Genomic DNA, 13,694 nt, shown 5'->3' with positions numbered 1-13,694 from the left:
TACCGGCTCGCGCTTTCGCGCCGCCGGTCACGCCACCTCGGGTCGCTCCGTCGCCGACAGCGCGGCGGAGATCGCGGCGGAGGTGCGCAGGTCGAGCCGGGCGCTCCTCCCGCGCGCGCGGTGCCGCAGTTCGTCGGCGGCCAACGCCAGCAGTTGGGGCAGCAGGTCGGTGCAGCGCCGGGCCACCCAGCCGGTGCCTGCCGTGGCCAGCCACCGCAGGCTCGCCGACCTGCTGGGCGCGGGGAACTCGTTCTCGGGCGAGGGCGCGGGCCCGGTGACGTCGCCGCGCTCGGCGAGCGAGCCGTGGCAACGCAGCGCCAGTTGCCGGTGGCCCCGCTCGCCGGGGTGCAGCCGGTCGGCGCTCCACATGGCGCGGTCCGGGATCCAGTCGCCCTCGCTCGCGTGCAGGTGCACGGCCCCGTAACGGTCGGACAGGGCGTGCACCACGGCGTTGACCCCCCGTTGCCGCCGGGCCAGCGGGCGGGCCGGCACATCCGGCAGCCCGAGCATCGCCCCGGGGTCCGGCAGACGCGCCGTGAGCAGCAGCGCGCCCCGGCCCTCGACGCGGCGTACACCGTGTCGAGCCGGGCGGCGACGGCGCCAAGGTCGAAGGTGCGGCGCAGGGTGTCGTTGACGCGACGACGACGGACGCGGCGTCGGGGCGCAGGGCGAGAGCCGCGGGCAGTTGCCGCTCGGCCACGTCACGGGTCTGCGCCCCGCCGAGGGCGAGGTTGGTGAACTCGGCGAGCCCGGCGGCGAGCAGCGCGGCCCAGCCGCGCCATCCGTCACCCACCGGGTCTCCCACGCCTTCGGTGAGCGAGTCGCCGAGGGCCACGAACCGGACGCGTCTCATGAGACCGTCTCCGGCAGGACGGGACGCGTGGGGGCCGTCGCGTCGTGCGCGGCCAGGAACGCCTCGACCGCCGCGTCCCAGCCGAAACACTCGGCACGCGCGCGTGCCGCCTCCCGCCGGTCCGCCTCCCGGCGGCCGAGAAGGAGGTCCACCGCGTCCGCGAAGGCCTCCCCGTGGTCGGCGGCGACGGCCCCGGCGGCGCCGATCACCTCCGGCAGCGCGGAGGACGCGCTGGCCACCACGGGCGTGCCGCAGGCCATCGCCTCAAGCGCGGCCAGCCCGAAGGTCTCGGCCGGCCCGGGGGCCAGACACACGTCGGCGGACGCCTGGAGCGCGCCGAGCAGCCCGCGGTCGGCGACGTGGCCGAGGAAGGTCACCGGCAGCCCGCGCACCCGCGCCCTCTGTTCGAGCCGCGGGCGCAACGGCCCGTCCCCGGCCACCACCAGCACCGCCCGCTCCCCGCGCCGACGCAGCGCCGCCAGCGCGTCGAGCGCCGTACCGGGCCGTTTCTCCACGGACAGCCGGGAGCACATCACGAGAAGCGTCTCGTCCACGCGCGCGTGCCGGGCGCGCAGCCCGGGATCGCGCAGCGCCGGGTGTCGCCCGGTCAGATCGACGCCGAGGGGCGCCCGTACGACGTTGCGGGCTCCGACACGGACGAACTCGCGCTCGGCGAACTCCGTGGTGCACACCACGCGCGCGTAGGTGTGCGCCGTACGGATGTTGAGGGCGTCGGCGGTGCGCAGGGCGGTCCGCTCGGGCAGACCCCAGGTGCGCAGCACACCGTCGGTGGTCTCGTGGGAGACCATCACGGCGGGGACCCTGGCCCGCCGGGCCCACTTGCCGGTCCAGCGCAGCGTGGTGCGGTCGGAGACCTCCAGCCGGTCGGGCGCCAGCTCCTCCAGCAGTGCGGCCACGCGTCGCTTGCCGGTCAGGACGCGGTAGCCGCCGGTGCCCGGCAGCAACGGCCCCGGCAGGGTGATCACCCGGCCCTGTTCGGTCTCCCGGTCGTCGGCGTACTCGCCGGGGACGACGAGGACCGGGTCGTGTCCGGCCGCCCGGAAGCCCTTGCCCAGCTCGCGCAGCGCGGTGCGCAGGCCGCCGGACGCGGGTGCGACGAAGTTGGCGAGCCGGACGATCCGCAGCGCGCCGCTCATGCCGCCATCACCGCCTTCCGCGAGGTGAGGACGTCCGTGTAGTGACCGATCAGCCGGTCGCCGACGGCAGCCCAGGTACGCCCCTCGACGGCCGCCCGCCCGGCCGCCCCGTACGCGGCCCGCAGCGCGGGGTCGGCGGTCAGCGACCACACCGCGTCCCGTACGGCGGCGGCGTCGCGCGGTGGCACGAGCAGCCCGGTGCGGCCGTCGGCCACGAGGTCCAGCGGACCGCCCGCGGCGGGCGCGACGACGGGCACACCGCTCGCCATGGCCTCCTGCACGGTCTGGCAGAACGTCTCGAAGGGGCCGGTGTGCGCGAAGACGTCCAGTGAGGCGAAGACCCGGGCGAGGTCGTCGCCCGTACGGCGGCCGAGGAAGACCGCGCCGGGCAGTGCCTGCTCCAGGCCGGGCCGGCTGGGTCCGTCGCCGACCACCACGACGCGCACGCCGTCCAGGCCGCAGACACCGGCGAGCAGCTCCACCTGCTTTTCGGGGGCGAGCCGCCCGACGTAGCCGACGATCAGCTCCCCGTGCGGGGCGAGTTCGCGGCGCAGTGCCTCGTCGCGCCGGTCGGGCCGGAAGCGGACGGTGTCCACCCCGCGCGGCCACAGGCCGACCCGGGGCACGCCGTGCGCCCGGAGGTCGCGCAGAGCCGCACCGGACGGGGCGAGGGTGAGGTCGGCGGCGGAGTGCACGGAACGGATGCGCCGCCAGGCCGCCGCCTCGCCCGCCCCCATGTACGTACGGGCGTATCCGGCGAGGTCGGTCTGGTAGACGGCGACGGCGGGGACACCGAGCCTGGCGGCGGCGGCCATGCCCCGCACGCCCAGGACGAAGGGGCCGGCCAGGTGGACGAGGTCGGCACGGTGGTCGGCGATCGCGGCGGCCACGCGCCGGCTGGGGAGAGCGACGCGGACCTGGGGGTAGCCGGGGAGCGGGAGGGAGGGAATCCGGACGAGGGGGCACGGGGCGGAGGCGTCCGCCCCGTTGCCGGGAGCGGGGGCCGGGGCGACGACGACGCAGTCGTGACCGCGGTCGACGAGGTGCCGGGCGGTCTGGAGCGCGCAGTGGGCGACGCCGTTCACATCAGGGGGAAAGGATTCGGTCACGATGACGACACGCATGCCGGTGTTGTCGCCGAACCGGACGTGCTCGCGTCAACGTCGATCTTTCCGGTCGAGGAACGTCCCATGAGCGTTGCCCTGCCCGCCCGAGCGGGGCAGACCGCGGCCACGCCCGCCGTACCCGCGGGCCATCCGTCGTTCACCCGCCGGGCGGACGCACAAGGGGAAGACACCTGGCGGCACGCGAGGACGGCATCCGGCGCCCCGCGGAACGGCGCCCGGCGACCCGCAGCGACGACGCCCGCTCGGGCGGGGGCCGCCCGCACGCGGGGACCGGGCCCGGCGGACCGGTGGAGCGACGCCCGGGCCGGGCCGGGCCAGTGCACGAGACCGGACGGCCGGCGGCCCCGCGGCCTCACGCGCGGACGGCCGGCGGCCCCGCGGCATCCCGAGCGGACGGCCTCGTGGGCGAGAGCCTGGCGCGCGGACGGCCTAAGCGGGGCGGCGGCTCGCGCCGAAGACCACGTCGGGTCCGCCTCACATGGGCCGGACACGAGCCCGCGACCGTACGGCCCCCTCCCGCCGCTCACGCTCGAGCGCCCGCGAGCCGACCTGCCCGCCCTGGCCGTCTCCTCCGCCTTCCAAGCCGTCCCTGCCCGTCCTCGCAGCCGTCTCCCCCGTCCTCGCAGCCGTCCCCGCTCCTGCTCGAGGCCGGCCCCGCCCGCTCACACGGCGGGCGCGTCCGGTCCGAAGCGGCTGCGTACGGCCGTCTGGACCTCGTCCTCCTCGGCCGGATCGGCGGCGAGCCGGCGCAGTCGTTCGACGACGCGGTTGTCGCCGGTCTCCGCGTGGCGGGCGGCGAGTTCGCGGGTGGTCTCCTCGCAGTCCCACAGGCACTCGATGGCGAACCCCGCGGCGAAGGACGGGTCGGTGGCGGCCAGCGCGCGGGCGGCCCGCCCGCGCAGGTGGGAGGAGGCGGTCTCGCGGTAGATGTGGCGCAGTACGGGTGCGGCGCAGACGATGCCGAGCCGGCCGGTGCCGTCGACGAGGGTCCACAGGGTCGGCGCGTCGGGGCCTTCACCCCGTACCGCCTCCCGCAGCGCGGCGAGGACGAGGTCGCGGTCCTTGGTCCCGCCCCGGCAGGCGAGTACGCGCCCGGCGGCGGCGCCGAGGGCGTCGGGCCGGTGCACCCAGCGGCGTGCCAGGTCGACGGCGGCGAGGCTGCGCAGCCGCTCGAAGGCGGCGACGGCGGCCTCCACGACCGGCGTCGAGCCGTTGGTCACGGCGCCCTCGATCAGGCCGAGGGCCTCCGGGTCGTTGCCGTCGGCGAGATAGCGCAGGGCGGTACATCGGGCGCCCTCGTCGCCGGACCGGGCGGCCTCGACGATCTCGGGGCGGTCCTCCGGGCCGGCGACGGCCGTGAGGCACCGGGCGGCGGGCACATGGAGCGCGGCGCCGCGCTCGACGCCCTGCTGGGCCCACTCGAACACGGCCCGGACGCTCCAGCCCGGGCGCGGTCCGGTGGGGCTCATCTGCCGCTGCCAGCGGTCGAAGCTGCCCGTCTCGTGAGCGGCGCGCACGCGCGTGGCGATCGATTCGCGCGGATCGTCGGCCCACAGCCGCCAGGGCCGGGGTTCGAAGGCGTCCCGCACGGCGACGGCCAGCTCGGCGTCGCCCTCGGCATTGTGCGGGAAGCGCGCCAGCACGGGCGCGGCGAGCGCGCGCAGACCGGCGTCGTCGTCGCGCAGCGCCAGCTCGTCCAGGGCCCACGCCCAGTTGACGCCGTGGGCGGCGTACCTGCGCAACAACCGCAGCGCGTCCAGCCTGCCGTAGGAGGCGAGGTGGCCGAGGACGGCGAGGGCCAGCCCGGTGCGTGACTCGTCGGCGTCCAGGACGTCCTCGGGGTCGAAGAGGTGGGCCTCGATCGCGTCCAGCTCGCCGTTGAGATCGAGGTAGAGGCGGGCGTAGTAGAGGGAGCGGTTCTCGACCTGCCAGTCGTGGCGGGGGTCGTGCAGCACGCAGTGGTTCAGTGCCGCGAGCGCTTCGGCGCGCGGAGCGGTGAGCGCATGCAGCGTGCCGTCGCCGCGACCCCGCTGAAGCAGGCCGAGCAGCGTACCGCTGGGCGCTATGACCGGATCGAACATGGGAAACAGCCTCACATCAAGCGTCGACGCAACCGGGGAGCACGCGTTACCTGGCCGTGCGCCAACACGTCGAAGCGCCCGCCGTCTCTTGCTTGCTGAAGACCATGTTCCTCTGCCTCTCGTCGGTGGCCCTTGCGGGCCGTGTCACGGCCCGCGCGGTGCGGCAACACCTGCCCAGCCATCACGTCCGTGAACCACGTCGTCATGATGACCCGGCGGTCACATCTGCCGCGACCGAAATTTCGGCGGCCTGGTACCGCCTCCCCCGCTATTCGTATTTTCCCTGGTCAGAACGTGTGGAGCAGACCCGGAACCATCCGGGTCGGCGTCCGGTCACTGGGCGCCGAACAGCTCCAGCAGCTCTGTCCGGGCGAACATCCGCGCCGTGTCGACGGCCGACGGCGTACCGGCGGTCGGATCCGCGCCCGCCTCCAGAAGCGCCCTGGTCACTTCCGTTTCACCCTTGAAGGCGGCACCGGCGAGCGGCGTCTGACCCCGGTCGTTGACGCGGTCGACCTCGGCGCCACGGGCCAGCAGCGCGCGCACCGCTTCCGCGTGGCCGTGGTAGGCGGCGAGCATGACGAGGGAGTCGCCGCGGTCGTTGGTGAGATTGGCGGGGACCCCGGCGTCCACATACGCCACCAGTTCCTCGGTCCGGCCCTGCCGGGCCAGATCGAAGATCTTGGTCGCCAGCTCCACGACCTCCGGGTCGGGGGCTTCACTCATCGGCCGGACCACCTCTCACTACGAATACCGGGGACTGTGCGCACGACCGCGAGCGGTGCGGCCGTGCGAGTGAATCGCCAGGGTACTGGCTCGCGCCGCACATGAGCCGAGGTGCCCGAGGTAAAGATCAGCACCGACCCGGCAGGGCGCAACAGCCGTGCTCAACCGGCCCAAGGACTACTCCGCCGCGTGGGGTAATTCGACGAAAATTCCCCCATTTGCACCTTTTATCGTATGGATACATGCTGTGAGCCTGGAAGTACTCATGGTGACTGTCCCCGCGAACCAGGAGAATTCACATGATCCTCTCGATCTCAGGCGTGGTCCTGCTCGGCATCGTCGTCTTCATCTTCTTCCGCAAGGACGGCCTCAAGGCCTCGCACGCGCTGGTCGCGGTCCTGTTCGGCTTCTACCTGGCGAGTACGGCCATCGCCCCGAGCATCAAGGCGGGCGGCGAGAGCCTGGCGGGCCTCCTCAGCGGAATCAAGTTCTGAAGCCCGCTCTCCCCGCCCGACATCCGCACGTACGCACTCCAGGAGGCAGCAGTGGCCCGGCGGCCCCTCCCCCGCATTCTGAGCAACGGCGGCGCACAGCTCGCCCGGAGCCGGGAGCTGGCCCGGACGGCGGCCGACAGTGCCACCGACGTCCTCCAGCCGCTGATCACGATCGCCCGCGGTCTGCGCCGCCTGGCCGCGGCCGCGCGGCGCAGATGGTCCGAGACCCCCAAGGACCGGCGCGGCGCGCTGCTGTTCCTGGTGGCCTCGGTGGTCCTGGTCGTGGCCCTCGTGCCGTACGGCCCACTGCTCGCCGTCATCGCCCTGATGGCGGCGGCAGCCTGGCAGGGCAGGGACCGCACCCCGGCGGAGCCGGAGGGTCCCGACGGCTCCCGGACCACGCGTCTGCAGTCGCTCTACGAGGCGCTGGTCCCGTACTTCTCGATCACGGAGGACCCGGAACCCCTGTACGTCCACGGCGGCACGTGGGAGAAGGCGTTCCCCGCGTACGAGTTCGACGGCACCGGCCGCTTCGCCCACCTGGTGATCCGCTACCCCGCGTACTTCACCGACGGGGAGGCCGAGGCCCGGGCCCGGATCGAGCACCTGCTCACCGCCAAGTCCGGCCGGGGCCGGGAGTACCGCTTCACCTGGGACGAAGAGGCCAACCACCTCTCCGTCGACGTACTCCCGGCACTCCCCACCGACATCGCCGCACAGCGCTTCGTGACGGCGCCCGGTGAGACCGTCCTCGGCTTCACCGACCCGACCCGGGTCCAGCGCACCCTCCCGCTCACCCACGGCGCGGAGCGGCGCGACGTGCCCCCGGTCGTCTGGCGTACCGGCATCCGCTCGACCGAGCCCCACCTGCTGGTCCTGGGGCAGCCCGGTACCGGCACGTCCACCCTGCTGCGCTCGGTCGCGCTCCAGGCACTGCGCCACGGCGACCTGCTGATCGTCGACGGCGGCGGCACCGGCGAGTACGCCTGCCTGGTCGGCCGGGACGGCGTCCTGGCCGTCGAGTGCGGCCTCACCGGGGCGCTGACCAGCCTGGAGTGGGCCGCGGCCGAGACGGAACGCCGGCTGATCTCCGTCAACCGGGCCCGTCAGGAGGGCCGGCCGGCGCCTGACGACACCAAGCGGCCGCTGTGGGTCTTCCTGGACCGGCCGAGCGCGTTCGCGCACCTGGCCGCCGCGGACGGCCGCAAGGACCCGCAGTCCCTGCTCCAGGTCCCCCTGCGGCACGGCCGCGCCGCGAACGTGACGGTGGTCGTCGCCGACCAACTGGACGCCCTGGACAGCCTCAGCGACGCCGTACGGCAGCACACGCGCGCGCGGGTCGTCCTCGGCCCGGCCACGGCGGACGAGCTGGCGACGGTGCTCGGCGTCCCCCCGCACACCACGCCCGTGGAGCAGGTGCCGCCCGGCCGGGGATACGCCCGCCTGGGCACCGGACCGGTGCACCGCCTCCAGGTCCCGGCCACGCCGGACCCCTACGACGACGCGACGAGCGACGCCCACCGGAAGGCCGTGCTCGACCTGCTCCCGCCGCGCACGACACCGGCGGACGGAGAGCAGGTGCCCGTGGCGGAGGAGGAGGCCGGGAGGAAGGTCTTCGAGAAGAAGGACGTCGAGGACGAACCAGAACCGGAGCGGCCGCAGGCGGACGCCGAACCGACACCGGCCGCGGCCGGGGCGGCGCCGGTCTCGGCCGAGTCGATGCCGGTCGGGGCCGATCCGACGCCTCCCTCGGCCGAGCCGACGCGGGTCGCCGTGGAGGCGACGCCGGTCCCGGTGGAAACGGCGGCGCGGGAGGTGACCGCGGTGGAGCCGGCCACGCCGGAGACGGTTCCCGCCAAGGCGGTGGCGGCCGAGACCTCCTGACGAACGCCGGTCCGACCCCGGTCCGGCGCGCGTCCCGCGCCCACCGGGCACGGGAACGGCCCGGGCCGCCATGATCCGGCGCCCGGGCCGCCCCCGTGCCCGGCGCCGCCCGCCGAAGCGCCGGTCGTCAGATCGCCACCTCCTGCGCGGTCGTCAGATCGCCACCTCCTGCGCGGTCGTCAGATCGCCACCTCCTGGGCGGTCGTCAGGGTGCCGCCTCCCGGAAGGGACGCAGAGGCGATCCGCCCACCCCCTCCCCCCGTTACGCCACGAACGTCCGCGGTGCCTCGCCGCCCCCCGCGGCCCCGTTCTCCACCAGCCGGGCCGCCGCGGCCAGGCGCGTCGCGGCCTCCTCGGCCACCGCGTCACCGACGGTGAAGGGCAGCCGGACGTAGCCCTCGAAGGCCCCGTCGACCCCGAAGCGCGGCCCCGACGGGACCCGCACCCCCACGCGCTCCCCCGCCTCCGCGAGCCGCGAACCCGAGAGGCCGCCGGTCCGCACCCACAGGGTGAGCCCGCCGCGCGGCACCTCGAACTCCCAGCCGGGCAGTTCCCGGCGTACGGCGGCCACCAGCTCGTCCCTGTTCCGCCGGGCCTGCTCGCGCCGCACCTGGACGGCCTGCTCCCAGCCCCCCGTACTGAACAGCCAGTTCACGGCGAGCTGCTCGAGTACCGGCGTGCCCAGGTCGGCGTACGCGCGCGCGGCGACCAGGCTGCGGATCACGTCGGGCGCGGCCCGCACCCAGCCGATGCGCATCCCGGCCCAGAAGGCCTTGCTGGCGGAGCCGACGGTGACCACCGTGGACCCGGCCGGGTCGAAGGCGCAGACGGGGCGCGGCATCTCGACCCCGTCGTCCAGCCACAGCTCGCTCATCGTCTCGTCGGCCACGAGCACCGTCCCCGCCGAGCGGGCCGCGTCCACCAGCCGTCGCCGCTGGTCCTCGTCGGCGAGCGCGCCGGTGGGGTTGTGGAAGTCGGCGACGACGTACGCGATGCGGGGAGCGGACTCGCGCAGCACCTGGCGCCAGCGGTCCACGTCCCAGCCGGTGAGCCCCTCGGCCATCGCGACGGGGACCAGCCGGGCCCCGGCCTCGCGCATCAACTGCAGGATGTTGGCGTACGAGGGCGACTCGACGGCGATGCGCTCGCCGCGCCCCCCGAAGAGGTGGCAGATGGCGTCGATCGCACCCATCGCCCCGGTGGTCACCATGATCTGTTCGGGCATGGTCGGGATCCCGCGCGCGGTGTAGCGCTCGGCGATCATGGCACGCAGCGCGGGCAGCCCGGCCGGGTAGTCGCCGTGGGTGTGCGCGTAGGGGGGAAGCTCCTCCAGGGCGCCCTGCACGGCCCGGGTGAGCCAGGGCTCGGGCGCGGGGAGCGCCGCGCAGCCGAGGTCGATCACCGAGCCGAGGGCCTCGGGCGGCAGCGGCTCCAGACCGCGCGCCGGCAGGGGGTTCCCGGCCGGCACCGCGGTCCAGCTTCCCGCGCCGCGCCGGGACTCCAGGAAGCCCTCGGCGCGCAGCGCCTCGTAGGCGGCGGCGACGGTGGTGCGGCTGACGGTCAGGGCCAGGGCCAGCTCGCGTTCGGCGGGCAGCCGGGCGGCGACCGGCACGCGTCCCTCGAGCACCAGCAGCCGGATGCCGTCGGCGAGCGCGCGGTAGGCGGGCGGGCGACGGGTGCCGGGCCCGGCCGGACGGTCCTGCTGGGAGCCGAGCAGCCGAGCGAGCTGCCCCGCCCCCACAGCAGAGGTCCACTGCGCCATGGAAATCAGTCCACCTTCCCCGAATTGGCCATGGTTGGCTCTCCTTCTCAAGCCACAGGGTGTCATGCAGCAGGCCACTACCACCACACAGGGGGCACGACTTGTCCAGGCAGACCGGGCAGCGGCATCTCACGCGGCGACTGACACAGCTCTTCGGCGGTCTCGTGCTGTACGGCGCGAGTTCGGCGCTCCTGGTCAGGTCGGGACTGGGTCTGGAGCCGTGGAACGTGCTCCACCAGGGCCTCTCGGAGCGCACCGGCCTGCCGATGGGCGTGGTGCTGACCCTGCTGGGCGCGGCGATCCTGCTGCTGTGGATCCCGCTGCGCCAGCGCCCGGGCCTCGGCACGGTCTCCAACGTGCTGGTGATCGGCGCCGCGATGGACGCGACGCTGGCCGTCGTGCCCGACGCCCACGGCTGGACGCTGCGCATCGCCATGATGGTGGCGGGGATCGTCCTGAACGGGGCGGCGACCGGGCTGTACATCGCCGCACGGTTCGGTCCGGGCCCGCGCGACGGCCTGATGACCGGGCTGAACCGGCGCACGGGGCTCTCGGTGCGCCTGGTGCGCACGGCGGTCGAGATCACCGTCGTGGCCACGGGCTTCACCCTCGGCGGCACGGTCGGCGTCGGCACCTTGCTGTACGCCGTGACGATCGGCCCGCTCGCGCAGGTGTTCCTGCGCGTGTTCGCCGTCCCGTCGGCATCCGGCGGCAGCACGGTGGTTGCCACCGCTCAACCCCGCCGCGCGATACTGCGTCGGTGAGCACCCCGATACGCCACCCCCGCCATCCCTATCTGGACCATCCCGGCCCGATCGCCTTCGCCCACCGGGGCGGGGCCGCGGGCGGCCTGGAGAACACGCTGCGGCAGTTCCGGCGGGCGGCAGAGGCGGGCTACCGCTACATCGAGACGGACGTCCATGCCACGCGGGACGGGAAGCTCGTCGCCTTCCACGACGCGACCTTGGACCGGATGACGGACGGGGCCGGGCGGATCGCCGACCTCTCGTGGGAGAGGGTGCGCCGCGCGCGCGTGGCGGGCGAGGAGCCGGTGCCGCTCTTCGAGGAGCTGCTGGACACCTTCCCCGAGGTGCGCTGGAACATCGACGTGAAGGCCGAGACCGCGCTGCTGCCGCTGCTGGAGCTGATCGGCCGGACGAACGCCTGGGACCGGGTCTGCGTCGGCTCGTTCTCCGAGGCCCGCGTCGTGCGCGCCCAGCGCCTGGCCGGCCCGCGCCTGGCCACCTCGTACGGCACCCGGGGCGTCCTCAATCTGCGGCTGCGCTCCTGGGGCGTCCCGGCCTCGCTGCGCCGCTCGGCGGTGGCCGCGCAGGTGCCCGAGGTCCAGTCGGGCATCCAGGTGGTCGACCACCGCTTCCTGCGCGCCGCCCACGCGCGCGGGCTCCAGGTGCACGTGTGGACGGTGAACGATCCCGACCGCATGCACCGGCTCCTGGACCTGGGAGTGGATGGCATCATGACCGATCACATCGACACACTGCGCAGGGTCATGGAGGACCGCGGCGTCTGGGTCTGAGACGGTCCGGGACCGTCCGGGATCCGCGACCGAGCCCCCGGGATCGCGCTTTCACGGGGAAGCGAGGGCACGGGTGGGCACCGACACCCTGCGGACGGAAGCGGCCGACGGCGCCGACGGCAGGCGGCGCGAACAGCGCGGCTGGTACTTCTACGACTGGGCGTGCTCCGTCTACTCCACGAGCGTGCTCACCGTGTTCCTGGGGCCCTACCTGACGTCGGTCGCCGAGTCGGCGGCGGACCCGGAGGGATACGTCCACCCGCTCGGCATACCCGTGCGCGCCGGGTCGTTCTTCGCGTACTCGGTGTCGCTGTCGGTGATCGTGGCGGTGCTGGTGATGCCCCTGGTGGGGGCCGCGGCCGACCGCTCGGGCCGCAAGAAGCCGCTGCTGGCCGCCGCCGCGTACACCGGGGCCGCGGCCACGACCTGCATGTTCCTCCTCGACGGCGACCGCTACCTGCTCGGCGGTCTGCTCCTGGTCGTCGCCAACGCCGCTCAGTCGGTGGCGATGATGCTCTACAACTCCTACCTGCCGCAGATCGCCCCGCCCGAGGAACGCGACGCGGTCTCCTCCCGCGGCTGGGCCTTCGGGTACGCGGCGGGGGCCCTGGTGCTGATCGCGAACCTGATCCTCTACACGGCCCACGACTCCTTCGGGCTGAGCGAGAGCGCCGCGGTCCGTGTCTGCCTGGCGTCGGCCGGTCTGTGGTGGGGCGCCTTCGCGCTCATCCCGCTACGGCGGCTGCGGGACCGGCGCGCTCCCGCACGGGAGTCCGCCCTGCCCGGGTTCCGGCAGCTCGCGGCGACCGTCCGCGACATGCGGCGCCGTCCTTTGACGCTGGCCTTCCTGCTGGCGTACCTCGTCTACAACGACGGCATCCAGACGGTGATCTCCCAGGCCTCGGTGTACGGCTCCAGGGAACTGGACCTCGGACAGTCCACGCTCATCGTGGCCGTCCTGCTGGTCCAGCTCCTGGCGGTGGCGGGCGCGCTGGCGCTGGGCCGGCTGGCCCGGACGTACGGGGCGAAGCGCACGATCCTCGGGTCGCTGGTGGCCTGGACCGTGACGCTCGCGGCCGGGTACTTCCTGCCGGCCGGCGAGCCGGTGTGGTTCTTCGTGCTGGCCGCCGGGATCGGTCTCGTCCTGGGCGGCAGCCAGGCGCTGTCCCGCTCGCTTTTCTCCCACCTGGTGCCGCCCGGCAAGGAGGCCGAGTACTTCTCGGCGTACGAGCTGAGCGACCGCGGGATGAGCTGGCTCGGGCCGCTGCTGTTCGGCCTCACCTACCAGCTCACCGGGAGCTACCGGGACGCGATCATCTCGCTGGTGGCCTTCTTCGTCATCGGTTTCGCCCTGCTCGCGCGGGTCCCGGTGCGGCGGGCGATCGGCGACGCGGGCAACCCGGTACCCGAAAGGATTTAGCACTCGGCGCGAAAGGGCTGTAGTGTACGCGTTTGGCCTGCCAGGCGTACCGTTACTGCGCGTCAAAGGTGCCGAAACGCTATGTCGCATCTGTTTGCAGAGGTGACAAACCGGACGTCGGCGGGTACTGCACTGGTTGCAAGGCTGCGACTGCGACGGCGACGCAGACGCCCGGAACGGGAGTCGGGACGGGAATCTTTACCGCCGCCCGGACGTTGACCGGATGACGACGACAGCGACACCTGTCCTGTGGGCGACAAGCCCGGGAGGCACGATTCATGAGTGAGCGAGCTCTTCGCGGCACGCGCCTCGTGGTGACCAGCTACGAGACGGACCGCGGCATCGACCTGGCCCCGCGCCAGGCCGTGGAGTACGCATGCGAGAAGGGGCATCGATTCGAGATGCCCTTCTCGGTCGAGGCGGAGATCCCGCCGGAGTGGGAGTGCAAGGTCTGCGGGGCCCAGGCACTCCTGGTGGATGGCGACGGCCCTGAGGAGAAGAAGGCCAAGCCCGCGCGTACGCACTGGGACATGCTGATGGAGCGGCGCACCCGCGAGGAACTCGAAGAGGTCCTCGAGGAGCGGCTGGCGGTTCTGCGCTCCGGCGCGATGAACATCGCGGTACATCCGCGAGACAGCCGCAAGAGTGCGTAG

At 74.0% G+C, this 13,694-nt stretch carries 11 protein-coding genes and 1 pseudogene; 6 read left to right on the top strand and 6 right to left on the bottom strand.

Annotated features, from left to right (window positions below):
- Positions 1-27 precede the first annotated feature (27 nt).
- The 5 genes and pseudogenes from B1H29_RS30510 to B1H29_RS30485 all read right to left on the bottom strand — a co-directional run bounded on the left by B1H29_RS30510 (position 28) and on the right by B1H29_RS30485 (position 5,944).
- A pseudogene (locus B1H29_RS30510) lies at positions 28-853 on the bottom strand (SGNH/GDSL hydrolase family protein).
- On the bottom strand, positions 850-2,010 hold the full coding sequence (locus B1H29_RS30505) for a glycosyltransferase (RefSeq protein ID WP_055415861.1): 1,161 nt from the start codon (positions 2,008-2,010) through the stop codon (positions 850-852). Before B1H29_RS30505 ends, B1H29_RS30510 begins: the two are co-directional and overlap by 4 nt.
- Positions 2,007-3,134: a glycosyltransferase family 4 protein gene (locus tag B1H29_RS30500; protein ID WP_055415862.1), complete on the bottom strand. Its 1,128-nt coding sequence runs from the start codon at positions 3,132-3,134 to the stop codon at positions 2,007-2,009. The genes B1H29_RS30505 and B1H29_RS30500 overlap by 4 nt, the downstream gene beginning before the upstream one ends.
- Positions 3,135-3,799: 665 nt before the next feature.
- Positions 3,800-5,218, bottom strand: coding sequence for a HEAT repeat domain-containing protein (locus B1H29_RS30495; protein WP_055415863.1), 1,419 nt, complete (start codon positions 5,216-5,218; stop codon positions 3,800-3,802).
- Between the two features lie 333 nt (positions 5,219-5,551).
- A complete protein-coding gene (locus B1H29_RS30485) occupies positions 5,552-5,944 on the bottom strand; it encodes an ankyrin repeat domain-containing protein (protein WP_055415864.1) in 393 nt (130 codons plus the stop codon).
- 299 nt (positions 5,945-6,243) lie between these two features.
- Here B1H29_RS30485 and B1H29_RS30480 point away from each other — a divergent pair, with 299 nt between their 5' ends.
- Together B1H29_RS30480 and B1H29_RS30475 are read left to right on the top strand one after the other, a co-directional pair.
- Positions 6,244-6,438, top strand: a complete 195-nt coding sequence (locus B1H29_RS30480; RefSeq protein ID WP_055415865.1) for a hypothetical protein — start codon at positions 6,244-6,246, stop codon at positions 6,436-6,438.
- Positions 6,439-6,489: 51 nt separating this feature from the next.
- A complete protein-coding gene (locus B1H29_RS30475) occupies positions 6,490-8,322 on the top strand; it encodes a hypothetical protein (protein WP_055415866.1) in 1,833 nt (610 codons plus the stop codon).
- A 262-nt stretch (positions 8,323-8,584) separates the two neighbouring features.
- On the opposite strand, the gene B1H29_RS30470 is transcribed toward B1H29_RS30475, so the two are convergent.
- Positions 8,585-10,084, bottom strand: a complete 1,500-nt coding sequence (locus B1H29_RS30470) for a PLP-dependent aminotransferase family protein (RefSeq protein ID WP_055415867.1) — start codon at positions 10,082-10,084, stop codon at positions 8,585-8,587.
- 101 nt (positions 10,085-10,185) lie between these two features.
- On the opposite strand from B1H29_RS30470, the gene B1H29_RS30465 reads away from it, so the two are divergent.
- The 4 genes from B1H29_RS30465 to B1H29_RS30450 all read left to right on the top strand — a co-directional run bounded on the left by B1H29_RS30465 (position 10,186) and on the right by B1H29_RS30450 (position 13,694).
- Positions 10,186-10,848, top strand: a complete 663-nt coding sequence (locus B1H29_RS30465; RefSeq protein WP_055415868.1) for a YczE/YyaS/YitT family protein — start codon at positions 10,186-10,188, stop codon at positions 10,846-10,848.
- Positions 10,845-11,621 carry a glycerophosphodiester phosphodiesterase gene (locus B1H29_RS30460; protein WP_055415869.1) on the top strand — a complete coding sequence of 259 codons (777 nt, stop codon included), beginning with the start codon at positions 10,845-10,847 and terminating at the stop codon, positions 11,619-11,621. The genes B1H29_RS30465 and B1H29_RS30460 overlap by 4 nt, the downstream gene beginning before the upstream one ends.
- A 73-nt stretch (positions 11,622-11,694) precedes the next feature.
- Positions 11,695-13,041 (top strand): MFS transporter, encoded by a 1,347-nt coding sequence (locus B1H29_RS30455; RefSeq protein ID WP_055415870.1) that lies wholly within the window; start codon positions 11,695-11,697, stop codon positions 13,039-13,041.
- 278 nt (positions 13,042-13,319) lie between these two features.
- Positions 13,320-13,694 (top strand): RNA polymerase-binding protein RbpA, encoded by a 375-nt coding sequence (locus tag B1H29_RS30450; RefSeq protein WP_003977404.1) that lies wholly within the window; start codon positions 13,320-13,322, stop codon positions 13,692-13,694.

This window comes from Streptomyces pactum (genome assembly GCF_002005225.1).
GTDB classification, from domain to species: domain Bacteria; phylum Actinomycetota; class Actinomycetes; order Streptomycetales; family Streptomycetaceae; genus Streptomyces; species Streptomyces pactum_A.
The sequence above is the reverse complement of the archived record's forward strand: the minus strand, read 5'-3'. Positions and strand labels throughout refer to the sequence as shown.

Coding starts and splice junctions, on each gene's coding strand:
- B1H29_RS30505 (WP_055415861.1), bottom strand. CDS start 2,010: ATGAGCGGCGCGCTGCGGATCGTCCGGCTCGCCAACTTCGTCGCACCC.
- B1H29_RS30500 (WP_055415862.1), bottom strand. CDS start 3,134: ATGCGTGTCGTCATCGTGACCGAATCCTTTCCCCCTGATGTGAACGGC.
- B1H29_RS30495 (WP_055415863.1), bottom strand. CDS start 5,218: ATGTTCGATCCGGTCATAGCGCCCAGCGGTACGCTGCTCGGCCTGCTT.
- B1H29_RS30485 (WP_055415864.1), bottom strand. CDS start 5,944: ATGAGTGAAGCCCCCGACCCGGAGGTCGTGGAGCTGGCGACCAAGATC.
- B1H29_RS30480 (WP_055415865.1), top strand. CDS start 6,244: ATGATCCTCTCGATCTCAGGCGTGGTCCTGCTCGGCATCGTCGTCTTC.
- B1H29_RS30470 (WP_055415867.1), bottom strand. CDS start 10,084: ATGGCGCAGTGGACCTCTGCTGTGGGGGCGGGGCAGCTCGCTCGGCTG.
- B1H29_RS30450 (WP_003977404.1), top strand. CDS start 13,320: ATGAGTGAGCGAGCTCTTCGCGGCACGCGCCTCGTGGTGACCAGCTAC.